The sequence below is a fragment of the Nonomuraea sp. MTCD27 genome, assembly GCF_041950495.1.
Taxonomy (GTDB): Bacteria; Actinomycetota; Actinomycetes; order Streptosporangiales; family Streptosporangiaceae; genus Nonomuraea.
The window spans coordinates 756,582-781,356 of record NZ_JBGNUW010000001.1; the positions used below are offsets into that span (position 1 = coordinate 756,582).

Annotated in this window: 26 protein-coding genes and 1 pseudogene; 12 read left to right on the forward strand and 15 right to left on the reverse strand. The window is 73.5% G+C overall.

Annotated features, from left to right (window positions below; all coding sequences use genetic code 11):
- Nucleotides 1-78: 78 nt before the first annotated feature.
- The 3 genes and pseudogenes from ACBJ59_RS03465 to ACBJ59_RS03475 all read right to left on the reverse strand — a co-directional run.
- Nucleotides 79-1,050, reverse strand: a pseudogene (locus ACBJ59_RS03465) (MFS transporter); the annotation flags it as partial.
- A 72-nt stretch (nt 1,051-1,122) separates the two neighbouring features.
- Nucleotides 1,123-1,701 (reverse strand): TetR/AcrR family transcriptional regulator, encoded by a 579-nt coding sequence (locus tag ACBJ59_RS03470; RefSeq protein WP_375108690.1) that lies wholly within the window; start codon nt 1,699-1,701, stop codon nt 1,123-1,125.
- A gap of 40 nt (nt 1,702-1,741) precedes the next feature.
- Nucleotides 1,742-2,338: a TetR/AcrR family transcriptional regulator gene (locus tag ACBJ59_RS03475; protein WP_375108691.1), complete on the reverse strand. Its 597-nt coding sequence runs from the start codon at nt 2,336-2,338 to the stop codon at nt 1,742-1,744.
- A gap of 41 nt (nt 2,339-2,379) precedes the next feature.
- Between ACBJ59_RS03475 and ACBJ59_RS03480 the strand changes: the two genes are divergently transcribed.
- Both ACBJ59_RS03480 and ACBJ59_RS03485 read left to right on the forward strand, forming a co-directional pair.
- Nucleotides 2,380-3,558, forward strand: a complete 1,179-nt coding sequence (locus tag ACBJ59_RS03480) for a macrolide family glycosyltransferase (protein ID WP_375108692.1) — start codon at nt 2,380-2,382, stop codon at nt 3,556-3,558.
- Between the two features lie 34 nt (nt 3,559-3,592).
- Complete coding sequence (locus ACBJ59_RS03485; protein WP_375108693.1) at nt 3,593-4,567, forward strand: aldo/keto reductase; 975 nt, start codon at nt 3,593-3,595, stop codon at nt 4,565-4,567.
- Nucleotides 4,568-4,656: 89 nt separating this feature from the next.
- Here ACBJ59_RS03485 and ACBJ59_RS03490 read toward each other — a convergent pair whose 3' ends face one another.
- Nucleotides 4,657-5,124, reverse strand: a complete 468-nt coding sequence (locus ACBJ59_RS03490) for a nucleoside 2-deoxyribosyltransferase domain-containing protein (protein ID WP_375108694.1) — start codon at nt 5,122-5,124, stop codon at nt 4,657-4,659.
- A gap of 171 nt (nt 5,125-5,295) precedes the next feature.
- On the opposite strand from ACBJ59_RS03490, the gene ACBJ59_RS03495 reads away from it, so the two are divergent.
- From ACBJ59_RS03495 to ACBJ59_RS03510, 4 genes are all read left to right on the forward strand, one after another.
- The gene (locus ACBJ59_RS03495) at nt 5,296-6,411 is read left to right on the forward strand and encodes a DUF418 domain-containing protein (protein ID WP_375108695.1); all 1,116 of its coding nucleotides are present in this window, start codon (nt 5,296-5,298) and stop codon (nt 6,409-6,411) included.
- A gap of 102 nt (nt 6,412-6,513) precedes the next feature.
- Nucleotides 6,514-7,707, forward strand: coding sequence for an SfnB family sulfur acquisition oxidoreductase (locus ACBJ59_RS03500; protein WP_375108696.1), 1,194 nt, complete (start codon nt 6,514-6,516; stop codon nt 7,705-7,707).
- Nucleotides 7,708-7,715: 8 nt separating this feature from the next.
- Nucleotides 7,716-8,870, forward strand: a complete 1,155-nt coding sequence (locus tag ACBJ59_RS03505; protein ID WP_375108697.1) for an LLM class flavin-dependent oxidoreductase — start codon at nt 7,716-7,718, stop codon at nt 8,868-8,870.
- On the forward strand, nt 8,867-9,010 hold the full coding sequence (locus tag ACBJ59_RS03510; protein WP_375108698.1) for a hypothetical protein: 144 nt from the start codon (nt 8,867-8,869) through the stop codon (nt 9,008-9,010). The genes ACBJ59_RS03505 and ACBJ59_RS03510 overlap by 4 nt, the downstream gene beginning before the upstream one ends.
- Nucleotides 9,011-9,114: 104 nt before the next feature.
- Here ACBJ59_RS03510 and ACBJ59_RS03515 read toward each other — a convergent pair whose 3' ends face one another.
- The 4 genes from ACBJ59_RS03515 to ACBJ59_RS03530 form a co-directional block, all read right to left on the reverse strand.
- The gene (locus ACBJ59_RS03515) at nt 9,115-9,978 is read right to left on the reverse strand and encodes an ABC transporter permease (RefSeq protein ID WP_375108699.1); all 864 of its coding nucleotides are present in this window, start codon (nt 9,976-9,978) and stop codon (nt 9,115-9,117) included.
- Entirely contained in the window at nt 9,975-10,967 is a 993-nt protein-coding gene (locus tag ACBJ59_RS03520) for an aliphatic sulfonate ABC transporter substrate-binding protein (RefSeq protein ID WP_375108700.1), read from the reverse strand. The genes ACBJ59_RS03515 and ACBJ59_RS03520 overlap by 4 nt, the downstream gene beginning before the upstream one ends.
- Nucleotides 10,964-11,785, reverse strand: coding sequence for an ABC transporter ATP-binding protein (locus ACBJ59_RS03525; RefSeq protein ID WP_375108701.1), 822 nt, complete (start codon nt 11,783-11,785; stop codon nt 10,964-10,966). Before ACBJ59_RS03525 ends, ACBJ59_RS03520 begins: the two co-directional genes overlap by 4 nt.
- A 131-nt stretch (nt 11,786-11,916) precedes the next feature.
- A complete protein-coding gene (locus ACBJ59_RS03530) occupies nt 11,917-12,615 on the reverse strand; it encodes a hypothetical protein (RefSeq protein ID WP_375108702.1) in 699 nt (232 codons plus the stop codon).
- A 109-nt stretch (nt 12,616-12,724) separates the two neighbouring features.
- On the opposite strand from ACBJ59_RS03530, the gene ACBJ59_RS03535 reads away from it, so the two are divergent.
- From ACBJ59_RS03535 to ACBJ59_RS03555, 5 genes are all read left to right on the forward strand, one after another.
- Complete coding sequence (locus tag ACBJ59_RS03535) at nt 12,725-13,795, forward strand: hypothetical protein (protein ID WP_375108703.1); 1,071 nt, start codon at nt 12,725-12,727, stop codon at nt 13,793-13,795.
- Nucleotides 13,796-13,915: 120 nt separating this feature from the next.
- A complete protein-coding gene (locus ACBJ59_RS03540) occupies nt 13,916-14,497 on the forward strand; it encodes a hypothetical protein (protein ID WP_375108704.1) in 582 nt (193 codons plus the stop codon).
- 77 nt (nt 14,498-14,574) lie between these two features.
- Nucleotides 14,575-15,702, forward strand: a complete 1,128-nt coding sequence (locus ACBJ59_RS03545) for a molybdopterin-dependent oxidoreductase (protein ID WP_375108705.1) — start codon at nt 14,575-14,577, stop codon at nt 15,700-15,702.
- Complete coding sequence (locus tag ACBJ59_RS03550) at nt 15,699-16,136, forward strand: hypothetical protein (protein ID WP_375108706.1); 438 nt, start codon at nt 15,699-15,701, stop codon at nt 16,134-16,136. Before ACBJ59_RS03545 ends, ACBJ59_RS03550 begins: the two co-directional genes overlap by 4 nt.
- Before the next feature lie 104 nt (nt 16,137-16,240).
- On the forward strand, nt 16,241-17,281 hold the full coding sequence (locus tag ACBJ59_RS03555; protein WP_375108707.1) for an endo-1,4-beta-xylanase: 1,041 nt from the start codon (nt 16,241-16,243) through the stop codon (nt 17,279-17,281).
- Nucleotides 17,282-17,291: 10 nt separating this feature from the next.
- Here ACBJ59_RS03555 and ACBJ59_RS03560 read toward each other — a convergent pair whose 3' ends face one another.
- The 6 genes from ACBJ59_RS03560 to ACBJ59_RS03585 all read right to left on the reverse strand — a co-directional run bounded on the left by ACBJ59_RS03560 (nt 17,292) and on the right by ACBJ59_RS03585 (nt 22,498).
- Complete coding sequence (locus tag ACBJ59_RS03560) at nt 17,292-17,831, reverse strand: hypothetical protein (protein WP_375108708.1); 540 nt, start codon at nt 17,829-17,831, stop codon at nt 17,292-17,294.
- 414 nt (nt 17,832-18,245) lie between these two features.
- Nucleotides 18,246-18,659: an RrF2 family transcriptional regulator gene (locus ACBJ59_RS03565; RefSeq protein ID WP_375108709.1), complete on the reverse strand. Its 414-nt coding sequence runs from the start codon at nt 18,657-18,659 to the stop codon at nt 18,246-18,248.
- 8 nt (nt 18,660-18,667) lie between these two features.
- Nucleotides 18,668-19,609 (reverse strand): sulfite exporter TauE/SafE family protein, encoded by a 942-nt coding sequence (locus ACBJ59_RS03570; RefSeq protein WP_375108710.1) that lies wholly within the window; start codon nt 19,607-19,609, stop codon nt 18,668-18,670.
- A 140-nt stretch (nt 19,610-19,749) separates the two neighbouring features.
- The gene (locus tag ACBJ59_RS03575) at nt 19,750-20,145 is read right to left on the reverse strand and encodes a hypothetical protein (RefSeq protein WP_375108711.1); all 396 of its coding nucleotides are present in this window, start codon (nt 20,143-20,145) and stop codon (nt 19,750-19,752) included.
- Nucleotides 20,142-21,416, reverse strand: a complete 1,275-nt coding sequence (locus tag ACBJ59_RS03580; RefSeq protein WP_375108712.1) for a hypothetical protein — start codon at nt 21,414-21,416, stop codon at nt 20,142-20,144. Before ACBJ59_RS03580 ends, ACBJ59_RS03575 begins: the two co-directional genes overlap by 4 nt.
- Nucleotides 21,413-22,498, reverse strand: a complete 1,086-nt coding sequence (locus ACBJ59_RS03585) for a hypothetical protein (protein WP_375108713.1) — start codon at nt 22,496-22,498, stop codon at nt 21,413-21,415. The genes ACBJ59_RS03580 and ACBJ59_RS03585 overlap by 4 nt, the downstream gene beginning before the upstream one ends.
- A gap of 139 nt (nt 22,499-22,637) precedes the next feature.
- On the opposite strand from ACBJ59_RS03585, the gene arsM reads away from it, so the two are divergent.
- A complete protein-coding gene (gene arsM, locus ACBJ59_RS03590; protein ID WP_375108714.1) occupies nt 22,638-23,390 on the forward strand; it encodes an arsenite methyltransferase in 753 nt (250 codons plus the stop codon).
- 14 nt (nt 23,391-23,404) lie between these two features.
- Here the strand turns inward: arsM and ACBJ59_RS03595 are convergent, their stop codons facing one another.
- On the reverse strand, nt 23,405-24,775 hold the full coding sequence (locus ACBJ59_RS03595) for a mannitol dehydrogenase family protein (RefSeq protein WP_375108715.1): 1,371 nt from the start codon (nt 24,773-24,775) through the stop codon (nt 23,405-23,407).

Genomic DNA, 24,775 nt, shown 5'->3' on the forward strand with positions numbered 1-24,775 from the left:
GTCGCCGGGCGGTTGCGCGGTGGCGCCCCCGACCTGGGGACTTGGGTCAGCCCGGTCGGGCCGGCTCCGCCTGGCTGCCGGCGCCGGTGTGGCCAGCACGCGGGCCTGCATGCCGGGGATGACCGAGAACCCGAGCGCCCCGACCACGAACACCATCACCGCCGTGACCGCCATGCTCCCGCTGCCCGCCCACATGCCCACGAGCGCCACGGCGAGCACGGCCAGCAGCCCGAGTTGCGAGCGCATCGGCGAGCGGTCCGACAGCCAGCCACCCAGGAAGTTGCCCACCGCCGCGCCCACCCCGTACACCAGTAGCAGGACGGCGACCGCCCCGCCGGCGAACCCGGTGACGTCGGTGACCAGGGGCGCGAAGAACGTGAACACCATGAGCAGCCCCGCGTTGGCCACGGCGGTGACCGCGATGGCGAGCTGCACGTCGCGGCGGCGGAAGACGCGCAGCTCGGCGACGGCGGAGGTGGCGGGCGTGGCGTCGCGTACGTCCGGCACCAGCCGCAGCACGAGCAGGAACCCGGCCGCGCAGCACGCGGCGACGGCCAGGAACGTGGCCCGCCAGCCGTGCCCGTTGCCGATGAACGTGCCGATCGGCGCTCCGAGGATCATCGCCAGGTTCATGCCGAAGACGAGCTTGGAGACGGTGGACGCCTGCTTGCCCGGCGCGGCGGTGGAGACGGCGATGACGATCGCGTTGGCGAAGAACGTGGAGGTGACCAGGGCGGTGACGACCCGGGCCGCGAAGAGCACGGGGTAGGAGGGGGCGAGCGCGGAGGCCAGGTTCCCGGCGATCGTGATCCCGAGCAGGATCATGATGAGCGGCTTGCGCGGGAAGCGGGCGGTGAGCGCCGTCAGCACGGGCCCGCCGACGATCATGCCGATGGCGTACGCCGTCACCAGCAACCCGGCGGCCGGGACGGAGACGGCCAGGTCGTGGGCGACGTCCGGCAGGATCCCGGCGATGACGAACTCGCCCGTCGTGATGCCGAACACGCACACCATCAGCGACGGCACGCCGGCCTTGGCAAGCGGTCTCATGAGCGTCTATTCCTTCTTTACAGGTTGGTACAGAATGCGGGCGAAGAAGAACCGGGCCCCGGCGGGGACCGGTCAGAGGGCGGCGACGGCTCCCTCGACGACGTCGAGCAGCACAGCGCGGTCGTCGGTGACCTTGGCGAGCACGCGCAGCCCGTAGTAGGCGCTCTGGAACGCCCGCGCCACCTGGAGCGCCGGCCGGTCGGACGACAGCTCGCCCGTGGCCTGGCCGACCCGCACCATCCGGTGGATCGCCTGCTCCAGGTCGTCGAACTGCCGCCGCACCAGCCCCGCGACGGCGCCGGTGCGCCCGCCGGCCTCGGTGGCGGCGTTCAGGGCCAGGCAGCCCCGGCGGCCGGGGTCGTTCATGTCGGCGTCGATGACGCCCAGCATCAGGTCACGCAGCCGGTCCCTGACGGACCCGGACCCGGCCAGCTGTTCGAGCTGGGCCTCGGCCTTGGTGGCGGCGTAGCGGCGGATCGCCTCCTCGTACAGGTGGTGCTTGCTGCCGAAGGCGTTGTAGAGGCTGCCCCGGCCGAGCCCGGTGCGGGCGCACAGGTCCTGGGTGGTGGTGGCCTCGTAGCCCTTCTCCCAGAACACCTCCATCGCGGCGTCGAGGACCGCCTGGTCGCTGAACTCTCGTGGCCTGCCCATGGGGGGACGCTACCGCATTCTGTACAGGACAGTAAAGAAGTCAGGAGGCCAGCCGGTCCAGGTGGTAGCGGACGGCGTCGAGGGCCCGCCCGGGGTCGCGTACGCCGAGCAGCAGGTCGCCGGCCAGCCCCTCGATCATGGCGAGCAGCGCCACGGACTCGAGCCCGGCGTCCAGCCCGGGCCGCAGCTCACCGTCCCGCTGCCCCTGGGCGATCAGCTCGGCGACCCGGTCGTGCAGCCAGCGGTTGCCCTCCCGCAGGTCCCCGATCAGCTCGGGCAGGCCGACGGCCCGGGCGGCGAACGCCTGCCCCGCGCGGCGCTCGGCCCGGCGGCGATCGTCCAGCGGCAGCATCTCGGCCGCCATCGACAGCAGGAACGCCCGCACCGGGGACGCCTCGGAGACCGAGCACATCCCCGCCACGATCCGCTCGGTGACGCGCTCGCCCAGGTAGCCGACCACGTAGCGGAGCATCTCGTCCTTGCCGGCGAAGTAGTGCTGCACGGAGCCGAGCGACATGCCCGCCTCGGCCGCGACGTCACGCAGCCTGGCCTGGTCGAGCCCGTCGCGACCGGCGATGCGCAGCACGGCCTCGGCGATGTGGCGGCGCCGCTCGTCGTGGTCGACCTTCTTCGGCATGGGCCTCCTTTTTTCATACCGGCGTATTATAATACAGCGGTATGGCAACCATCGCGTTCTTCGCCCCCATCGGGGCCGGACACGTCAACCCCACCCTCGGTCTGGCCGCGGAGCTCGTCCGGCGCGGTCACCGGGTCACGTACGCCACCACCGAGGCCAACGCGGAGCGCGTGGCCGAGACCGGCGCCGAGATCACCCCCTGGACCTCGACCTGGGACGCGCTGGACGTGGACGACGTGCCGCAGATGCACGGCAAGGAGCTGATCAGGGCGATGGGGCTGCTGCTGGAGGAGACCAGGGCGGCGCTGGCCCAGCTCGGCGACGGAGAGCCTCCCGACCTGGTGGTGCACGACGGCCCGCTGTGCTGGTGGGGTCGGATCCTGGCCGAGCGCTGGCGGGTCCCCTCGGTCGAGACCTGGCCGAACCTGGTCGGCAACGACCACTGGTCGATGCACCGGAAGTACACGACGTTCAATCCGCTGAGCCTCGGCTTCCTGCGCATGGCGCTGCGGCTCCGCCGCCTCCTGCGCGCGGAGGGGCTGGGCGACGTGCAGGGGTTCATGCGGGGCGACCGGGCCGCGGTCAGGCTGGTGCTGCTGCCGCGCGCCTTCCAGTACGCGGGCGAGACGTTCGGCGACGGCTACGCGTTCGTCGGGCCGGCCCTGACCGAGCGCGCCTTCCAGGGCGGGTGGGAGCCCCCCGGCGACGGCCTCCCGGTGGTGCTGGTCTCGCTGGGCACCGGCTACAACAACCGGCCCGACTTCTACCGTACGGTGCTGCGCGCCGCGGAGGGCCGGCCGTGGCACGTCGTGCTGGCGGTCGGCGGCGTGGACCCCGGCGCGCTCGGCCCCATCCCGCCCAACGTGGCGGTGCACCGGCACGCGCCGCAGCTCGCCGTGCTGCGTCACGCGCGGGTGTTCGTCACCCATGCCGGGATGGGCAGCACGATGGAGAGCCTGCACTTCGGCGTGCCGATGGTGGCGGTGCCGCAGATGGCCGAGCAGCGGGCCAACGCCGACCGCATCGCCGAGCTGGGCCTGGGCCGTACGCTGCCGCCCGACGGGCTCACTGGCGCCGCGCTGTGGGAGGCGGTGGAGCAGGTGGCGGCCGACGAGGGCGTACGCGAGCGGCTCGGCTGGATGCGCGGCGAGCTGGCGGCGGCCGGCGGGGCCCGGGCGGCGGCGGACGAGGTGGAGAAGGTGCTTAACTGGGGTTCGTAAAACGTTTCATTACGATCTCTGCGGAAGGTCCCCCTTGGACTACGAACGCCAGCCGTACAGAAGGTGCGGCCGCAGCGGACTCCTCCTGCCCGCCGTCTCGCTGGGCCTGTGGCACAACTTCGGCGAGGGCAAGCCGCTCGACAGCCAGCGCGCGATCCTGCACAAGGCGCTCGACCTCGGCATCACCCATTTCGACATCGCCGACCGCTACGGCCCGCCGATCGGGGCCGCCGAGTCCGCGTTCGGGCGGATCTTCCCGCGGTCGCTGCGCGACGAGGCCGTGGTCACCACCAAGGGCAGCAACCCCATGTGGGACGGCCCGTACGGCAAGGGCAACTCGCGCAAGCACCTGCTAGCCACCCTCGACCGCTCGCTGGCCCGGCTCGGCCTCGACTACGTGGACATCTTCTACCTGCACCGCGACGACGACGAGACGCCGCTGGAGGAGCAGGTCGCCACGCTCGACCACATGGTCCGCACCGGCCGCGTCCTCTACGTCGGCGTGTCCAACTTCTCCCCCGAGCGCACCGCCGAGGCCGCCCGCCTCCTGCGCGGCCTCGGCACCCCGCTCCTGGTGCACCAGCCGTCCTACTCGCTGCTCAACCGCGGCATCGAGGCGTCCCTGCTGGGCGTGCTGGAGGAGGAGGGCGTGGGCTGCGTCGTGTACTCGCCGCTGGCCCAGGGCCTGCTGACCGACCGGTACCTGAACGGCATCCCGGCCGACTCGCGGGCGGCCGAGGGGCGCTTCCTGACGCCGGACCGGGTGACGCCGCAAGTGCTGGCGTTCGTACGGGCGCTGGCGGAGCTGGCCGGCGCGCGCGGCCAGACGGTGGCCCAGCTCGCGCTGGCCTGGGCGCTGCGCGACTCCCGGATCACCTCGGTGCTCGTGGGCGCCTCCAGCCCGGAGCAGCTCGAGGCGAACGTGGCGGCGGTGGACCGCCTGGACTTCACCGAGGACGAGCTGTCGGCCATCGAGCGGGCCGCCAAGGAGGCCGGCGTCCCGGCATGACGTAGCGGGAGAACGCCCTCCCGGGCCTCCTCCCGGGCTGGCGTCCTCCCGGGCGGGCGTCCTCGCGGGGGTCGGGGGCGCCCGTCCGGTCACCCGGCGAGCCGGGCCCGTACGGCGGCCAGGGTGTCGCCGAGTGTGGCGTGCACGACCTCGCCGGGCCGGGCCAGCCGCGTCTGCCAGCGCACGTCCGCCGCTCTCGGATAGCCCGGATCGGCCCCGACCACCATCCGCCGGGCCGGGTTGTCCAGCGCCGCCCCCAGCTCCAGCAGCGCGATCGGCTGCGTGCTGTCCCCCGGCGGGAACCAGAACATCGTCAGCACCCCCGGCAGGTGCAGGTGACGGTGCTCCCAGGCGATCTGGACCGGCGTCTGCCGCGGATCCCCCATGGGGAAGTCGCGGCGGCGCGGGTTGAGCACGATCACGCCGAGCCGGCCGAGCTCCCGGGCCGCCCCGCTCTGCCAGTCCGCCACCCCGGTGATGCCACCCGCCAGGAAGACCGCGGGCGGGTCGCCGGGCGCGGGCTCGTAGGGGTCGGGCGCCTCGAAGTACGCGCTCACGGCGGCTCCTCTTTCTCTCGTGACGGTTCGGCCTGGTCTGATGCCGGTGAGAGCGCCCCGCGGCCTTCACCCGCGCAACCAAAGTATTGAGGCCGTACATCGATCGATGTACCGGATATTTCGCTCCACGGAATGATCGGGGCGGGCTCGCGCGCCAGCAGAGTTGACGGTGTGGACAGACGCATCGGCGCACTCGACGTGCTGCGCGGCGTGGCCATCATCGGCACGCTGGGCACCAACATCTGGATCTTCACCGATCCCGCCGGACCCACGGCGTTCCTGAGTTCCGGCGGGGACGCCGGGGCGGTGGAGACGTTCCTGCGGTTCCTGTCCAACGGCAAGTTCCTCGGGCTGCTGACGCTGCTGTTCGGGGTCGGGCTCGAACTGCAGTACCGCGGCGCGGTGCGCCGGGGCATGTCCTGGCCGGGGCGCTACCTGTGGCGGGCGGCGCTGCTCCTCGTCGAGGGGGCCCTGCACTACGTCCTGGTCTTCGAGTTCGACGTGCTGATGGGTTACGCGCTCACCTCCATGATCGTCGCGTACCTGATCGGCCGGAGCGACCGCGTGGTCACGGCCTGGATGGTCGCGGCCGGGACGCTGCACCTGGCCGTGGTGGGCCTGGTCACCATGGCGCTGATGGCGGCCCCGGCGGGCGGCCCGCTGCCCGCGCACCCCGCGGGCTGGCTCGACCAGGTGCACCTCCGCCTGCAGAACGCCGTGCTCTTCCGCGCCGAACTGGTCTTCATCGTGCCCCTGGGCATCGTCCTGTTCCTGCTCGGCGCCCGCCTGCTGCGCGCCGGGGTGTTCGAGGAGCGCGGCACGCGCCTGCGCGGCCGGCTGATGGCCGTCGGGCTGGGCCTCGGCGTGCCGCTGAACCTGGCCACCTCCTTCGCCGGGCCGGCCTGGTTCATGGTGGACCGCTACCTCCTGGCGCCGCTGGTCGCCCTGGGGCTGCTGGCGCTCATCACCTCGATCGTGCTCGGCATGCGGGGATCCCCCGGCGTGCTGCGCCGGGGGCTCACGAGCGTCGGCCGGACGGCGCTGTCCTGCTACGTCTTCCAGAACCTGGCGGCGAGCGCGCTCTGCTACGGCTGGGGCGTGGGGCTGGCCGCCCGCTTCGACGGGCTGCGGCCCTGGTGGGTGCCGGTGGCGTGGGCGGCGATCTGCGGGTCGTTCATGGTGCTGTCGTCGTTGTGGCTGCGCCGGTTCGAGCGCGGGCCCCTCGAGCTGGCCTGGCAGTGGGCCTACCAGGCGCCGTGGCGGGCGCGCGATCAGTCGCGCCGGTAGGCGGCACCCGGGAAGCACGTGATGTCGTTAACAGGTATTGCCTACCTGCATTGCAGGAATTACGGTGAGCCCTAACGTCATACGCAGAACGGACGAAACAACATGACCCACGTGATCGCCGACGACGCCGAGGCGCTGGCGACGGCCCGCGGACTCGCCGGGGAGTTCGCGGCGGAGGCCGGGGCCCGCGACGCCGAGCGGCGGCTGCCCGGCCCCGAACTGGACCGGCTGTCGGCCTCCGGCCTGCTCGCGATCACCGTGCCGCGTGCGTACGGCGGCGCCGACGTGAGCGCGCGCACGATCGCCGAGGTGTTCCGGCTGCTGGCCGCCGCCGATCCCAACATCGCGCAGATCCCGCAGAGCCACTTCGTCTACGTCAACGTGCTGAGGCAGCAGGGCACGGACGTGCAGCGCAAGTTCTTCTTCGGCGAGGTCCTGGACGGCAGGCGGTTCGGCAACGCCCAGTCGGAGGCGGGCACCAAGCACGTCCAGGACCACCGGACCGCGCTGGTGGCCGCGCCCGGCGGCGGCTTCCTGCTGAACGGCACCAAGCACTACAGCACGGGCGCGCTGTTCGCGCACTGGATCCCCGTCCTGGCCCGGCGCGAGGACCGGACGCTGCACGTGGCGTACGTGCCGCGCGACGCCCCCGGCCTGACCGTCGTCGACGACTGGGACGGCATGGGCCAGCGCACCACCGCGAGTGGCACCGTGCGCCTGGAGGACGTGGCCGTCCCCGAGGACCGGGTGGTCCCCCATCACCTGACCTTCACCGGGCCGCAGCTGCACGGCGCGTTCGCGCAGCTCCTGCACGCCGCGATCGACGTGGGCATCGCCGGGGGCGCGCTCGCGGAGGCCGTGGCGTTCGTGCGGACCGCGGCCAGGCCGTGGTTCGAGAGCGGGCAGGAGCGGGCGGCCGACGACCCGCTCGTCATCCAGCGGGCCGGCGAGCTGGCCGTCAAGGTACGCGCCGCCGAGGCGCTGCTCGTCGCGGCCGGCGAGGCGCTGGACGCCGCTGGGGACCCCGCCCGGGGGGACCTGACCGACGCGTCGGCCGCCGCCGCCTCGATCGCGGTGGCCACCGCCAAGGCGTTCGCCGACCCGGTGGCGGTGGAGCTGGGCAACGCGATCTTCGAGCTCGGCGGCACCCGGTCCAGCCTCGACGGGCTCAACCTGCACCGCCACTGGCGCAACGCGCGCACGCACACCCTGCACGACCCGGCCCGCTGGAAGATCCAGCACATCGGCCGGTACGTACTCGACGGCCGGTTCCCGCCCCGGCACGGCCTGCTCTAGGAGAGACGATGACCCTCACGTTCCACTGGTTCCTGCCCACGTACGGAGACAGCCGCGACGTGGTGGGCGGCGGCCACGGACTGCCCGCCGGGTCGGCCGGCGGTGCCCGCCCGGCCACGCTGTCCTACCTGCGGCAGATCGTGCAGGCGGCCGAGCAGGTCGGCTTCGTCGCCGCCCTGACGCCCACCGGCGCGTGGTGCGAGGACGCCTGGCTGACCACCGCCCTGCTCGCCGACACGACCGAGCGGCTGAAGTTCCTGGTGGCCTTCCGCCCCGGCCTGGTCTCCCCCACGCTGGCCGCGCAGATGGCGGCCACGTTCCAGTGGCACTCGCGCGAGCGGCTGCTGCTGAACGTGGTGACCGGCGGGGAGAGCCACGAGCAGCGCGCGTACGGCGACTTCCTGGACAAGGACGCCCGCTACGCGCGTACCGGCGAGTTCCTGCACATCGTGCGCTCGCTGTGGCGGGGCGAGACGGTGACCTTCGCCGGCGAGCACCTCCAGGTGGAGGGCGCCCGGCTCAACCGGCTGCCCGACCCGGTGCCCGACGTGTACTTCGGCGGCTCCTCGCCCGCGGCGGGGCGGGTGGCGGCGCGGCACGCGGACGCGTACCTCACCTGGGGTGAGGTGCCCTCCGCCGTGGCCGAGAAGATCGCCTGGGTGAACGGGCTGGCCGCGGCCGAGGGGCGTACGCTCAGGCACGGCATCCGGCTGCACGTCATCAGCCGCGACACCAGCGAGCAGGCGTGGGCGCAGGCCGCCAGGCTGCTCGACGGCATCGACCCGGCCACCGTCGCGAAGGTGCAGGCCGGGCTGGGGCGCAGCGAGTCGGAGGGGCAGAAGCGCATGCTCGCCCTGCACGGCGGCCGGCGCGACGACCTGGAGATCTACCCCAACCTGTGGGCGGGCGTCGGCCTGGTGCGCGGCGGGGCCGGCACGGCGCTGGTCGGCAGCCACGCCGAGGTGGCCGACCGGATCGAGGAGTATCACCGCCTGGGGCTCACCGAGTTCGTCCTGTCCGGGTATCCGCACCTGGAGGAGGCGTACTGGTTCGGCGAGGGCGTCCTGCCCATCCTGCGCGAGCGGGGCCTGTGGCGGCACCCCGCGCGGCCCGCCCAGGACGAGCCCGCCTCGATCCCGTTCGCCTCGGCGGGCGCCCGGTGACCACCCTCCCGGAGCTGCGGCGATGCGCCGCCGCGTTCCGCCCCGAACTGGCGGCCGGGGCCGCGGAGCGGGAGCTCACGCGGGCGCAGCCCTGCGCCATGACCGCCGAAGGACTCCGCACGTTCCGCGCGGTCGCCTGACCGGCCGATCCGGCTCCTTCATGGGCGCGCCCACCTCGGGCGCGCCCTTTTCGAGGCCCGCTCGCTCCGGGCGGGCGTCAGGGCGCGCGTCATTGCAGGGGCGCTCACTTCGGGTCGTCGAGGGCGAGGGAACCGGTCAGGCCCCTGGCCACCAGGCCCAGCAGCGCGTCGGCGGCCTTGCCCAGCAGGGCGAGCAGCAGGATCGACAGCAGCAGGATGTCGGTGCGGCCGGTGTTCTGGCTGTCGATCAGCAGGAACCCGAGCCCCATCGAGGAGGCGATCAGCTCGGCGGCCACCAGGAACAGCCAGCCCTGGGCCAGGCCGAGCCGGAGCCCGGCGAAGACGGCGGGGGCGGCGTACGGGAGCTGGATGCGGGTGAGCAGGCCGACCCCGCGCAGTCCGTACGCGCGGCCGGCCTCGACGAGGTGCGGATCCACGTGGGCCAGCGCGGCCGACACGGTGGTGTAGACGGGGAAGAAGGCCCCGATCGCCACCAGGACGATCTTCGGGCCCTCGGCGATGCCGAGCCAGAGCACCAGCAGCGGCACCCACGCCAGCGAGGGCACCGCGCGCAGGGCGGCGACGGTGGGCGCGAGCAGGGCCCGCACCGGGCGGTACAACCCGACGGCCGCCCCCAGCGCCAGCCCCGCCGACGCGCCGGCGGCGAATCCCAGCAGCACGCGCTGCCCGCTGATCGCCACGTGCCGCCACAGCTCCCCGCGCCGGATCAGCTCGGTCACCGCAGCCAGCACGGCTGACGGGGAGGGGAGCTGGCTCGGGGTGAACAGCCCGGCGCCGGTGGCCAGTTGCCAGGCGGCCAGGGCGATCAGCGGCACGACCAGCCCGGCGGCGAGCGTCCCAAGACGCCTCCGACGGCCCTTCGACCGCCGCCGCGACAGTGGAGCGCCGCCGTGCGGCGAAAGCGCCGGAGACGGCGCGGCCTTCGAGCGTGGCCGGGCGGTCGTCACGAGGCCTGGGCCTTCTTCGCGAAGTCCGGCGCGAACAATGAGTCGAGCGCGGCCTTCGCCTCCTGTTCCGAGCGCACCTGCCCCTCACGTACCAGGGTCGGCAGGATGCGCTCCAGCACAGCGCGCTGCTCGTCGCCCGGGACCGGGCTGACCTCGATTTTCGTCCGCTCCTTCAGCACCACGGTGGCGACCTCGGGGGCGAGCTTGGCCTCGGACGCCAGCAGTCGCACCGCCTCGTCCGGATGGGCGCCGATCCAGGCGCGCGCCCTCTCGTAGGCGTCCAGCACCTTCTGCGCGAGGTCCGGATGCTCCGTGAGGAACCCTTCCCTGGCGTTGAGGAAGCCGTAGGAGTTGAAGGCCGGGTTCCGGTAGAGCAGCTTCGTGCCCGAGTCGACCTGGCTCTGCGCCATCAGCGGGTCCAGCCCCGCCCAGGCGTCGACGTCGCCCCGTTCGAGGGCGGTCTTCCCGTCGGCGTGCTGGAGGTTGACGACCTCGACGTCCGTGCCGTCCAGCCCGGCCGCCTCCAGGGACTGCAGGAGGAAGAAGTACGGGTCCGTGCCCTTGGTGGCGGCGACCTTCTTGCCCTTGAGCTGGGCCACCTCGGAGACGGTCGAGTCCTTGCCGACGACGAGCGCCGTCCACTCGGGCTGGGTGTAGATGCCGATCGTCCTGATCGGCGTGCCGTTCGCCCGGGCCTGCAGCGCGGCGGCCCCGGCCGTGGAGCCGACGTCGATGGTCTCGCCGCGCAGGTTCTCGTTGGCCTTGTTGCTGCCGGCCGACAGCACCCAGGTCACCTCGGTGCCCTTGAGCTCGCTCTCCAGCCAGCGCTGCTGCCGTACGACGAGGCTGAGGGGGTTGTAGTAGGCGTAGTCGAGCCGGAGCTGCCCCGGCTCGGGGGTGGCGCCGCTGCTTGCGCCCTCTCCCGGCACGCAGGCGGTGGCCAGCGTGACGAGCAGGACGGCGGCCAGCAGGGGACGGCGGTGGATCATGGAGAGTGCTCCTCGGCGGGGGTGGGTCGGGGTACGCCGAGTCGCTCCAGCAGGCCGGCTCGGAGCGCGGCGAGCTCGGGACGGGCGCGGTCACGGGGCCTGGGGTAGGGAACGTCGTACACGACCGCCACGGTGGCCCCGGCCCGCCCGTCCGCGTGTCCCGGTGCGGCGCCGAGCAGGACCACCCGGTCGGCCAGGTGCAGGGCCTCGTCCACGTCGTGGGTGACGAGCAGGACGGTGGTGCCGGCCGCACGTTGCACCTCGGCCAGCAGGTCCTGCATGCGCAGGCGGGTGAGGGCGTCCAGGGCGGCGAACGGCTCGTCCAGCAGCAGCACGCCGGGCTCCCTGACCAGCGCCCTGGCCAGGGCCGCGCGCTGCGCCATGCCGCCGGAGACCTGCCGGGGCCGGTGCCGGTGGAAGCCGTCGAGGCCGACGACGTCGAGCCAGTGCCGTACGGTCCGCGCGCCGGCCGACCGGGAGGTCCCCTTGGGCAGGCCGAGGGCGACGTTCCCGGCCAGGTCGCGCCAGGGCAGCAGCCTGGGCTCCTGGAAGACCACCGCGCACCGCTCGTCGATCCCGGTGACGGCGCGCCCGTCCACCGTGATCGTCCCCGCCGTCGGCGCGTCGAGGCCGGCGACCAGTCTGAGCAGGGTGGACTTGCCGCACCCCGACGGTCCCAGGATGGCTGCGATCTCGCCGGGGGCGACGTCCAGCTCGACGTCGCGCAGCACGGTGTGGCCGTTGCCGTACGTGTGGCCGACGGCGCGCAGCCCGACGCCCGCCGCCCGGACGGGAACGGTGGCCTGGACGGTCGTCATGCGCCTCCTCCGGTATACCTAGTCAAACAGTAGGAAAAATGGGTTAATGATGTCAACGCCGGACGGCTGCCCCTTCCGCACGTACTTTCGGCGACGGGTTCTTGGCGCGGAAGGCCGGAAGGAGGAGCTGTCTAGCCTTTCCGCGTGGGACGGCGGCGGATGAGCAGGATGAGCGCGCCGGCCAGGAGCAGGAGGGCGGCGGCCACGCCGCCGGCTGTCAGGGCCGGGCCGAGGGCTGGGTCGCCGCCGGCTGCCGCCGTTGGCGAAGCCGCCCCCGACGTGGCGGGCGTCGAGGCCACCGGGGAAGGGGTGACCGGGGAAGGGGTGCCCAGGGCGGCGAGGAGGGCGGTGTTGACGGGGCCTGCCAGGCTTTCGTGGTTCGTGGTCCGTTCGTCGCCGGGTCGCAGGGGGCCCGTGCCCGGGTCGACCGGTACGTTGCCCGAGCACAGGTTGGACGTCAGGCCGACGCCCGGGACCGGGTCGAAGAGGCCCGACGGGCCCGAGGTCGCGAACACCAGGTAACGCGTGCCCCGCTCGAACGGGTAGCCGCACGAGGCGGAGTCGGCGCTGGTCGCGAGCGTGAGCTCGGCGGCGGGAGCACCCTTGTAGACATTGTCGGCCCGGAAGGTGTAGACGATCGGCGGGCGCGGGCCGAGCGGGTCGCCCTCGCTCTCCCGGACCCCCGTCACGGTGCCGGTGAACACGGTGTCCGCGTGCCCGACCGACTCGGCGGGCGTCAGGTCCGCGCAGGAACACGCGTACGCGGCGGTGGACGTGCCCACCAGGAAGGAGGCGACGAGGGCGAGGAGAGCGAGCGAACGAAGGACCATGCCCGTACGACGTCCCGGGCCGGGTGAACAGTTCATCCCTCTTCCCGTTCGCCTGAATGATGATCCATGTTCACAAACAAGCCCAAACCAGCCCATAGATTCCAACTTCATGGCATTTAACGACATGTCCCCCGTGATGGACCGTGGCCTCTCCCGGCGGTCCCTGCTCGCCGGCCTGGTGGCCGGGGCCGGGGCCACCGTGCTGGGCGCAGGTGTCCCGGCGCAGGCACAGGCACGGCCGGGCGGCGGGAAGGCGCCGCGCGTCCTGATCGCCACGAACGAGCCGTGGGGCACCTACCACTCCGCGCCGCTGCTGCCCGAGGCCCGGCGCCTGGGGTGGGACCTGGTCCAGCTCGTGCCCGACCGGTCGGGGATCAAGCCCGGCGATCCGGTGCCGGTCGCGCTCCCCGGCGAGGTCACGGAGGCCGACCTGCTCGTGGTGACGGGCGCCGGGGACTGGCCGGCGGACTGCGCCGCGACGTTCCCCCGCCTGCCCATGGTCGCGAGCTCGCTGGCCTACCAGCTGCCGGTCGAGGCGCCCCGGGCGAAGGAGTTCAGGGGGCGGCTGCGGGCGATCACCGCGTCGTCGCCGGCCGAGGCGAAGGTGTTCGACGACTACCTGGGCACGCGCCGCCCGATCGAGGTCGTGGGCACGCCGCAGACCGACGACCTGCCCAGGCACGCTCCGGAGGCGGGGACCGTACTGGTGCTTACCAGCGTGACCCGCTCCAGCGAGACAGGCGGCTCGGCGCCGGGCACCGAGCTGCTGCTCGCCGCGGCGGACCGGCTCGCGGCGGCCGGCAAGCACATCCTGGTCGGGCTGCACCCGCGCGAGGACCGTTCGCTGTGGGAGCGGTACGAGATCAGCACCGTCGCCTCGGTCCAGGCGTCGGCCCGGGCGGAGGCCGCGATCGGGATCCCCGGGACCGTCTTCCCGGTCGTCGCCGCGGTGGGCGTCCCGCTGGTGGGGTGCACGGACCCGCGCCTGCAGATCCCCGGTTACCTGCTGAGCGTCTGCACGCACACGATCACCTCCGCCGACGACGCCGTCACCGCCGTGGAGTCGGCCGAGCCGGTCTCGCGGAAGGTGCTCTACGAGGCGGTCGGGCCGGTGGGCGGCTCGGCGAGGCGCCTGCTCAAGGTCTGGCGCAAGGCCGGGCTCCGGGCTGCTGCGGCCTGAGCCCCACCTGAGCGCGGCGTGCCGTGGGGGGTGGATCGATCGGACAGGTGGCCCAGGATTCTGGACCTACCCGCCGGAGGGACTCGGTGGTGGGCGGGCCGGCGGGCGAGGGTCTCGGGTATGAGTGACATCTCTTCCGAGTCCACCGTCCCGGCGACCGGGGCGGCGCGCCGTGCGCTGATCGGCGTCGCCCGCCGCTGGCCCACGTGGTGCGGGCTGGCCGCCGCCGGCTTGAGCGCCCTGGATCTGGGGGACGGCCGCGGGCAGGCGCTCGTCGTGTTCCTCGCCGCGCTCATCTACCTCGGCACCGCCGTGGTCGGCCGGCCGGGCGTGGTGTGGCCGCTGTTCGGCGCGTCCGTGGTGGCGGTGACGCTGCTGCGGCTGCTCGACGCCGACCCGTGGCCCGCGCTGGTGGGCGGTGCGGTGTCGATCGCCGTGATCGGGCTGGTGGACGGCCTGCTGCGGCGGCCCCGGCTCACCGCCGCGCAGTTCCCCGCCATGCTGGTCTTCGGCGGCGCCGCCCTGATCGCGATGTCCCTCTCCCCCGCCGTCGGCGGCTACCTCGTCGCCGCCGCCCTGATCGCCCACGGAACGCTGGACATCGTCGTCTGGCGGGCGAACAAGGTCGTGGCGCGGTCGCTGGCGGAGTTCTGCGCCGTCCTCGATCTCACGCTCGGCGTGGCCATCCTGGTGCTGATCTGACGCCGCTTTCTTACGGAACGCGGACGGTACGGGCCGCGGCGGCCCTTCCCGGGCACCGGGATGTCAGGCTCCGAGACATGAGCAGGCACCTGACACGCATGGGCCGGTCGCTGTCCGGCCGGTTCACCAGCCCGCTGCGTTCGGAGCGGGTGGCGGCCAGGCTGGGCACGTGGCTGGGGATCAGCTTCACCGTCGCCTTCGCGACCGGTCTGTTCAGCCACTTCACCCAGCACCCGCCCGCCTGGCTGCTGTGGCCGTCCCGGCCGGTCAACCTCTATCGGGTCACCCAGGGCCTGCACGTCATCAGCGGCATCGCCACGGTCCCGCTGCTGCTGGCCAAGCTCTGGACGGTCTACCCCAAGCTGTGGCAGTGGCCGCCGCTGCGCTCCGCCGGACACGCCGTCGAGCGGCTGTTCGTGCTGCTGCTCGTGGCGGGCGCGCTGTTCCAGCTGGTCACGGGGCTGTTCAACATCGCCTACCTGTACCCGTGGCCGTTCGGCTTCCTCCAGGCGCACTACTGGACCGCCTACATCGTGTACGGCGCCCTCGTCATCCACGTCGTCAACGAGTGGGCCAAGATCCGGCGGCACCTGTTCACCCGCGTCGAGGAACCGGGGCGGCGCCGGTTCCTGTACACCGTCGCCGCGGCGTCGGGCCTGGTGGCGCTGGTCACCGCCGGGGAGGCGCTCACGCCCCTGGAGCGGCTGGCCGTGCTGGCGCCGCGCGATCCGGACGTGGGGCCGCAGGGTGTGCCGGTGAACCGGTCGGCCGCCGCGGCGGGGGTGACAGAGGTGCTGCGCGACCCGGCGTACCGGCTGGTCGTGACGGGAGCCGTACGCACCGAGCTGTCTCTCAGCTACGCCGACCTCCAGCGGTTGCCGCAGCACACGGTCAGGTTGCCGATCGCGTGCGTGGAGGGCTGGAGCGTGGATTGCGAGTGGTCGGGCGTACGCCTGCGCGACCTGATCGGCCGGGCCGGCGGGTCGCCGGAGGCGTACCTGACGGTCGAGTCCCTGGAGCGGTCCGGCTACTACCGCACCAGCGAGGTACGGCCCCCGCACTGGAACGACCCCCTCACCCTGCTCGCGCTCACGCTCAACGGCCGCCCGCTCGACCCCGACCACGGCTACCCGGCCCGGCTCATCGCGCCCAACCGGCCGGGTGTCATGCAGACCAAGTGGGTCGCGAGGGTGAGGGTCTCATGAGGTGGCTCGGTCACGCGGCCGGCGGCGGGCTCGTGGTGCTCGGCCTGGCCGGGCTGGTGATGGAGACCGATCCGGTGGGCTGGGCGTTGTGGTTCGGCCTCCTCCTGGTGGCGCACGACGCGGTGCTGATGCCCGCGATCCTGCTGGTCGGGCTGGTCGCGGGCCGTCTGGGCCCGGTGCCGAGGGCGGCCCTGATCGTGGCAGGCGCGGTGACGCTGGCGACCCTGCCGACGGTGCTGGCCCTGGGGCGGCGGGCCGACAACCCGTCGATCCTGCCGCTCGACTACTTCCGCAACCTGCTGCTCGTCCTGGCCGCGATCGGGCTCACCGCGCTGGTCTCCCGGCTCGCGGGCCGGGCCTGGGCCTCCCGGATGACGGCCCGGCCGAGATCGGCCGTCTCCCGCCTACGCCAGAGGTTGACGAAGCGTCGCTGAGCCCATACGGTTCCGGCGACCGGTGAAATTATCGTCATGCTCCCGAAACTTTCGGGAGCGTGTCGCCTCTGGCACCCCCCGGCTTCGGCATCGGAGGTCTTTCGGTGAAGCCACTGATCATCGCCCTCGCACTCGTCCTCGCCGCCCCCCTGCCCGCGTCCGCCCACCCGCGACCGCCCCGGGACCTGCGGGCCCTGGCCCAGCAGCACGGCATCAAGATCGGCTCCGCCGTCGACATCGCCGCCCTGCGCGCCGAGCCCGACTACCGCAAGGTGCTCAACCGCGAGTTCAGCCACGTCACCGCCGAGAACGCGATGAAGTGGGAGTCCGTGGAGCCGGAGCGGGGGGTGTTCACCTGGGCCGACGCCGACGCCCTCGTCGAGAGCGCCCGCCGCAACCGCCAGCAGGTACGCGGCCACACCCTCGTCTGGCACAACCAGCTCCCCGCCTGGCTGACCACCGGCGTCGAGGACGGCTCGATCGACGCGGCCGAGCTCAGGTCGATCCTGCGCGACCACATCACCGCCCAGGTACGCCGCTACAAGGGCAAGATCCGGGCCTGGGACGTGGTCAACGAGGTCGTGGAGGAGGACGGCACCCTGCGGCAGAGCCTCTGGCTCACCCACCTCGGCCCCGGCTACATCGCCGACGCCTTCCGCTGGGCGCACCGCGCCGACCCGCACGCCAAGCTCTTCATCAACGACTACAACCTGGAATGGAACGCCCCCAAGATCGAGACCACGCTGTCCCTGGTCAAGGACCTCCAGGCGCAGGGCGTGCCGATCCACGGCGCCGGCTTCCAGGGCCACCTCGGGATCCAGTACGACTACCCCGGCGACTGGGCGAACGTCATGCGCCGCTTCGCCGACCTGGGCCTGGAGATCGCGGTCACCGAGCTGGACGTGCGCATGGAGCTGCCCGTGACCCCGGAGAAGCTGGCCACGCAGGCCACGTACTACAGCCGGGCGCTCACCGACTGCCTCAGCGTCCGGGCCTGCCGCGAGCTCACCGTCTGGGGCTTCACCGACCGGCACTCGTGGGTGCCGGGCTGGTTCGAGGGGCAGGGCTCGGCGTGCCTGTTCGACGAGAACCTGGCGCCCAAGCCCGCGTACCAGGCGTTGCTGGCGGTGAAGAGCCCCCGCTAGGGCCGGCTCCTCACGGCTTCGTGAGGACCTGGTGCAGGCCGTAGACGAAACGGGCCCGGTACGTCACACCGTCGTGGGGAAAGTCGACGGTCCAGTGGTGCGGTGCCGGGCCCTCGATCTGTACGGCGCCGGGGAAACTCGCGCCGAGGTCGGCCACCACGCACGTCCACGGGGTGAGGTCGGCGAAGGTCAGGGCGGCGGCGCCGGCGGGGCGGACGAACCACTGGTTCCACACCTCGCCGCCGGGGCCGACCAGGGCCTCGAACTCCAGCCCCGGCCAGGACGGCAGCGGCCAGCGCAGGACGTCGCAGGTGAGACTTCCGGCCGGCCGCCTGCCCCGGTAGGGGGCCGGGCCCAGGGCCATCCGCAGCGCGGCCGCCCCCTTCGGCGCCCTCGGGGCGTGGGCCAGCCGCGTCCAGTGGGCGTGCGCCTCCCGCAACTCGGCCCGGGAGGCGCCCATGTCACGCAGCGCCTCCTCCACCCTGGCGGGGTTGAGGTCCCGCATGCGGTGCATCAGCGCCAGCTCGAACTCCCGCACCCCGAACGCCATGCCCTCCAGCTTGCCAGCCCCCTACCCCACCTCCGACCGCAACCGGGATCCGCCCATCGGCTCGAAGAGGCGGGCGCGGCGCGGCCAGCGCGACCCGGCAGACGCGAGGTAACCGGCGGACGCGGCATGACGGACACGGCATTGGCGGGCGGCGCGGCGTGGCGGGCGCGGCGTGGCGGGCTGCGCGAGGCAGGCGGCGCGACCCGACGGACGCGACCCAGCAGGCGCGGCGCGGCCAACGCGAGGCGGGCGGCACGAGGCGGGCGGCACGAGGCGGGCGGTCACCGTGCCTCCGCGCCGACGGCCCCGCGTAGGGGGCGGGGCGGTCGCCGGGTCTTCGGTCGAGGGTCCCGGGCAGGGGGCGGGGGCGGGGCGGTCGCCGGCCTTTGGGCTAGGGTCCTGGGACCGGGGCGGTCAGTGGGTTTCTTGTTGGGCCAGGGCGGTCGGGTGGGTGCTGGAGGCGACGACGTCGGCGAGGGTGATCTCGCTGAGCAGGGCGTCCTCGTGGCTGCGCAGCCGGTCCCAGATCTCGGCCAGCGGCGCGGCCGCCGCAGGGAAGGGCCGGGCGGCCGGTTCGACGCCCTCGGTGACGCGGATGACGTCGGCGAGGGCGATCTCCCCGGCCGGGCGGGCCAGCCAGTAGCCCCCGTCCGGGCCGCGCTGGCTGCGGATGAGCCCGGCCCGGCGGAGCTGGAGCAGGATGTTGTCGCAGAAGCGGCGCGGGATCTCCTGCGAGTCGGCGATCCACTCCGCGTGCACCGGGCGGTCGGCCCCGGCCAGGGCGAGCATGGCGCCGAGGGCGTACTGGGTGCGGGCTGAGATTCTCATGGGCGATCTCAGGCGGGGGCCGTCTCCTCCTCGGCCGACGTACGCTGCCGCAGCTCGCTCTCCACGGCCTCGACCGACTCGTTGGCCTTGTCGCGGCGGTATTCGCGGACCGAGTAGGCGATGGCGGCCGCCCAGATGACGGCGATGGCGATGTAGGCGACCGCCTGGACGCCGCCCGAGGCGTCGACCCAGTCACTGCGCAGCAGCGTCCGTACGTTGGTCAGCACGATGACGCCGCCCACGGCGGAGCCCAGGATGCGCGGCGGGATGTGACGGACCAGCCAGGCCGCGATCGGTGCGGCGATGACGCCGCCGAGCAGCAGCACCCCCACCCACGCGAAGTTGATGTTCTCCGAGCCGATGCCGACGAAGAAGCCCACGCTGGCGGCGATGGCGACGAGGAACTCGCTGGCGTCGACGGAGCCGATCACCTTGCGCGGGGCCAGGCGGCCACTGGCCAGGATGGCGGGCGTGCCGACCGGGCCCCAGCCGCCACCGCCGGTGGCGTCGACGAAGCCGGCCAGCAGGCCGAGCGGGGCCAGGAACCGCCTGCGCAGCGGCTTGCCCAGGTTGCCGCGCGGCAGGCCGAAGGCGGTGAAGCGGATAAGAATGTAGACGCCCAGCGACAGCAGGATGAGCGACATGACCGGGGCGGCGATCTCGGTGGACAGGCTGGACAGGAACGTCGCACCGGCGAACGCGCCGATGGCGCCGGGGACGCCGATCTTGGCGACGACCTTCCAGTCCACGTTGCCGAAGCGCCAGTGGGAGATGCCGGAGGCCAGCGTGGTGCCGATCTCAGCGAGGTGGACGGTGGCGGAGGCCGCCGCCGCGTTGGTGCCGATGGCCAGCAGCAGCGTCGTCGACGTGACGCCATAGGCCATGCCGAGGCTGCCGTCGACGAGCTGGGCCGCGAGACCGACCAGCCCGAGCAGGATGAGCGCTCGCACGATCTCCCCTTCCCTACCATTCCTACTATACAAGTAGGAATAATAATTTAAGGAGCCGGGCGTTCTGTCAACCCCTGGACCGCAGAAAGCTTCCACGAGCGCGACCGTCCCGCCCTCCGGCCAGGGGCGGGACGGCCGGTCTAGTCGGTGATCAGTGCCTTGACGGCAAGCTGTTCCTCGCCCGCCGGGCCGTCGAGCCGGATCGACAGCTCCCAGACGCCGCTCATGGAGAACAGCTCGCCGGTGGCCACGAAGCGGCCCGGCTCCCGCTCGGCGGCGGCGAGCTCGGGCGTGGAGTGCCCCATGTCGGCCATCACCGCCGAGAGGGTCACGGTGTCGGCGTCGCCGGCGTTCACCACGACCTCCACGGTGCCGGGCCCGGGGGCGGGGGCCTCGATCAGGACGGTGGCGGCGTAGCGGGATCCCGTGGTGCTCAGGCTGAGCGGCTCGGCCGCCACACTCCTGCCCACGACGAACAGCGCCACGGCGGCCACGACGAGGGCGGCGGCGACGGCCAGCGCGCGCCCGCCGTTCATCGCAGGGTCCCCGAGGCCGTCACGTCGACGGTGAAGGGGGCGGTGACGATGCGGTCGGCGGTGGCGTACTGGGCCCAGGCGAGGTAGCGGCCCGGCTCGGGGAAGCTGAAGGTGAAGCGCAGCCGGGAGCCGGGGGTGCCCATCTCGTGCACGTGGCCGAAGAACGTGCCGTCCTGGCTGCGTACGAGCAGGTGGCCGGTCATGCCCAGCCAGGGCCGCACGCCGGCGGGGGCGGGCAGCTCGATCGTCGCCGGACGGCCGGCCACCGGGACGGCGGGACGCAGCAGCGGCGAGACCGCCTCGCCGGCCGGCACGGAGGTCCCCGGGGCCGCTTCGCCGCCGATCTCGAAGCCGGCGGTGACGAGCTGGCCGCCCGAGTCCTCGCGTTCCAGCTCGGCGTGCGCCAGGTACCGGCCGGGCCGGTCGGCGCGCAGCCTGACCTCCAGGCGGCCGGGAGCCGTGCGGAGGGGGTGGAGGTGGCGGAAGTACCGGCCGTCCGCGCTGGTGACGACCACGTGGGCGAGCGCCTCGTGGTGCACGGCGAGGTCGTCCACGGGCCGCCCGGTGGAGCCGTCGACGAGGTCGACCCGCAGCGTGAAGTCCTGCCCCGCCGCCGGCCGGGCCGGCACCGTGGCCACCCGGGCCTGCGCGTACGGCCGCCCGCCCGCCGGCGTCCCGGCCACCGGCGCGGCGCCGTCGGGCAAAGCGGGGGGCAGTTGCGGTTCGAACACGATGACCATGGCGGCGACCGTCACCCCGGCCGCGGCGCCCGCGGACAGCAGCATCGCCGTGGCCCGCCGGGCCAGCCCCCCGGTGAGCAGGCCGCCGACCAGCAGCAGCCCGGCCACGAACAGGCCGCCGTAGATCAGGAGGTCCCCGGCCGAGCCGCGTTCGACGAGGACGCGGAACGGGACGACGGCGACCTCGTCCCCCGCGCTCAGCTTAAGCTCGTGCGGCCCGGTCCGCTCCACTCTGAGCTGCGCGTACTGCGGGTCCCGCGCCGCCGCCCTGGCCGTGCCCGTCACGGTGCGGCCGTCCTCGACGGAGCGGACCTCCAGGCCGACGGGCAGCCCGGCGACCGGCTGGTACGCGATGACCCCGATCCGCAGCGGCCCCGGCACCCGGGACGTCCCCTTGATCACCACCGTGACCTCCGCGCCGGCGATGCTCTGGGCGATCCGCAGGTCCGCCCCCGCCGTGACGTCGTGCGCCGCGGCGGGAGCGGCCAGCGCCAGCACCAGGACGGCGGCGAGGCACAGGGCTCGGATCATGCCCGCTCTGCTCGTCCCGGTCCAGGCATGTCGACCGCGTTGGGCAGCATCAGCGCCCCAAGCGCCAGCCCGATGAGCCCGGCGATGATCGGGGCGCCGGTCCACAGCTCCGGCACGCCGGGCAGACCGCCACCCGTGGCCGAGGCGACCCCGATGTAGAGCGACCAGGTGGCGAAGGCCGACAGCCCGGCGAAGGTCCAGTAGGCGCCCCGCCGCGCGCCGGACGGGCGGAGCCAGCGGATCAGCAGGTCGCTCACGAATCCGGCGGCCACGAACGACAGCAGCATCGGCAGGTTCTCGAACTGCGTCTGCGCGCCCGGCATGAGGATGCCGATCGCGTACATGACGGTCACCGAGCCGAACGGCAGGGCCCAGCGGCGCGCCAGGAAGAGCACGGGGGCGAGCACGATGACGTTGGTGACGACCATGGCGAGGGCGAGCCGGCTGGCGCCCTGGCCGTCCGCCGAGGAGAACGCCTCGACGATGCGCAGGGAACGGTACTGCATCGCGTCGCCGTACGAGAGGAAGAGGGACACCAGCGTGGTGGCGAACGCCAGCCCGATCAGCGCCGGGAGCAGGCGGCCCAGGGACGGGCTCGCGCCCACGTCGGGGGCGTTCCACGCGGAGCGGAGCGGCGTGGTGATGATGAGGAGCATCGTCACGATGAGCCCGAGATGCGAGGGGCTGAACAGGATGTCGAGGCTGGTCTCGATGCCGAGGACGGTGTGCCAGATCATGTCGGCGAACCCGAAGGCGGCGAACGCCGGCACCGCCACCAGCCCGGCCAGGTATCCCGGCGGCACGGCGGCCAGCCCCTGCCGCCCGGCGCGGACGTTACGCCACACCTGCCACATGATCCAGCCCGAGACCACGGCGAACCCGGAGTAGAACACCGCGTGCCAGGGCGTGAAGAACGTCTCCAGCTCCGCCAGGTTGCTGTGCGCCCACGCGTCGATCATCAGGCCGACGCCGAACCAGACGCCGAACAGGGCCGTCACCAGGTCCGTTCTCGGCGACACCCACTCGCGGGCCTCCCCCGAGTCCGCCAGTAATCGCCGCATGCCGACATTAGCCAAGGCCATTCCATGACTCCTTCCTGTCGGCTCGAATCTATCCAGATCGAGTGAGATGCACGTAAGGACAGTTGACCGGGCCGGCGCCCTTGACTGATTAGAGACTTGTCTATTTAGATAGAAGTCTCATCAATAGGAGGAGGTCGTCATGAGCCGGCCCAGCGACCTGCGGGAAGAAGTCAGAGCCCGGTACGCCGCCGCGGCCCTGTCCGTCATCGAGGCCGGCCCCGCCTCGGGCTGCTGCGGCGGCCCCGCCGGCGAGCAGGTGTTCGGCGGGGGCCTGTACGACGCCGAGGAGCGGGCGGCGCTGCCCGCCGATGCCGTGACCGCCAGCCTGGGCTGCGGCAACCCGGTCGCCGTCGCCGAGCTGCGCGAGGGGGAGACCGTGCTCGACCTCGGCTCCGGGGGCGGCATCGACGTGCTGCTGTCGGCGCGGCGCGTCGGGCCCGGCGGCATGGCGTACGGGCTGGACATGACCGACGAGATGCTCCGCCTGGCCCGGGCGAACGCGGCGGCGGCCGGGGCGGCGAACGTGAGCTTCCTCAAGGGCACAATCGAGGCCGTCCCGCTGCCCGACGCGGCGGTGGACGTGGTGATCTCCAACTGCGTGATCAACCTGTCCGTGGACAAGCCGTCGGTGTTCGCGGAGACGTACCGGGTACTCAGGCCCGGCGGCCGGTTGGGCGTCTCGGACGTGGTGGCCGAGGATCACCTCACCCCGGCGGACCGGGCCGGGCGCGGCGACCACGCCGCGTGCGTGGCCGGGGCGCTGTCCATGGCCGAATACCGCGACGGCCTGGCCGCGGCGGGCTTCACCGGCGTCACCATCACGCCCACCCACCGGGTGGCGGACGGCATGCACTCGGCCGTCATCCGCGCCACCAAGCCACCGGCCGCCTGAGGCGCGCTCACACGTCACTCGAGCTCGGCGGCCCGCGCCGTGACGGCGTCGATCAGCTCGGCGTCGTGGGCCAGCGCCGGATCGAGGCAGGCCAGGACGGTCCTGGCGGCCTCCCGCAAGGGGCCGGCGACGGACGGGGCGGCGGCGTCGCGTACCGGGGCGCCGCCGCCGCGCAGGTGGCGCAGCCAGGCCGCGATCATGCGGACGGCCCCGGCGGGCAGCGCCCCGCGCCGCCGCTCGGCGCGCAGGACGGGCAGGACGCGTACGGGCAGCTTCCGCGACCCGTCCTCGGCGATCTTGGCGAGGGTGTGGCGGATGCGCGGGTTGGCGAACCGGTCCAGCAGCGCGGCCCGGTAGGCGGCCAGCTCGGGTCCGGGGAGGTCGAGGTGGCGGGCGGCCTCGGCCCACCACTGCTCCAGCCAGGCCCGGCAGGCCGGATCGGCGACGGCCTCGGCGACCGTGGCGTGCCCGCGCGGGGCCCCGGCGTAGGCCAGGAGGGAATGGCCGCCGTTCAGCAGCCACAGCTTGCGTTCCTCGTACGGGGTCGCGTCGGGGACGAAGCGGGCGCCCGCGTCCTCCCAGCGTGGCCTGCCCGCCGGGAAGTCCCCGCACAGCACCCACTCGGCGAACGGCTCGGCGACCACCGGCGCGGCGTCGGCCCGGCCGGTGGCGGCGGCCACCACGCCGGCGTCCTCCCCGTCCGGGTACGGCGTGATCCGGTCCACCATGGTGGTGACGTAGGAGGCGGAGGTCCGCAGCCCGGCCGCGTCGGCCAGCTCCTCGACCAGCCGCGCGGTCACCTCGCCGTTGCCCGGCAGGTTGTCGCACGGCACGATCGCCACCGGCCCTCCCCCGGCCCGCCGCCGCGCCGCCAGACCGGCTGTCAACCGCCCCGCCACGGTGCCCACCGGCGCCTCCGGGTCCGCGCGCAGCGCGAGGAGGTCGGCGCGCACGTCGTCCCCCGTGCTGTAGGCCGCCTCGGTGACCGTCAGGGTGACCACGGCCAGCTCGGGCCGCCGCCAGTACGCCAGCCAGGCCCCGTGGTCGCTCCCGGGGTGCGCCGCCGTGACCGAGCTGATCACCTCGAAGGCGTCGCCGTCCCCGCCCCGGGTGACCAGCGTGTACACGCCGTCCTGGGCGGCCAGGCGGGCGACGAGGTCCGTGCTGCGGCCGGTGAAGGCGGCGATGCCCCAGCGGGCGGCGTCGGGGGCGTGCTCGGTGTACCAGGCCTGGTGGGCGCGGAAGAACCCGCCCAGCCCGAGGTGCAGCATGCGGACGGGGGCGGCCGGGCGGCCGTCGGCGGCGCGGGTCATGGGCGGGGTCATGGGCGGGGTCATGGGCGGGGTCATGGGCGGGGTCATGGGCGGGGTCGTGGGCGGGGTCAT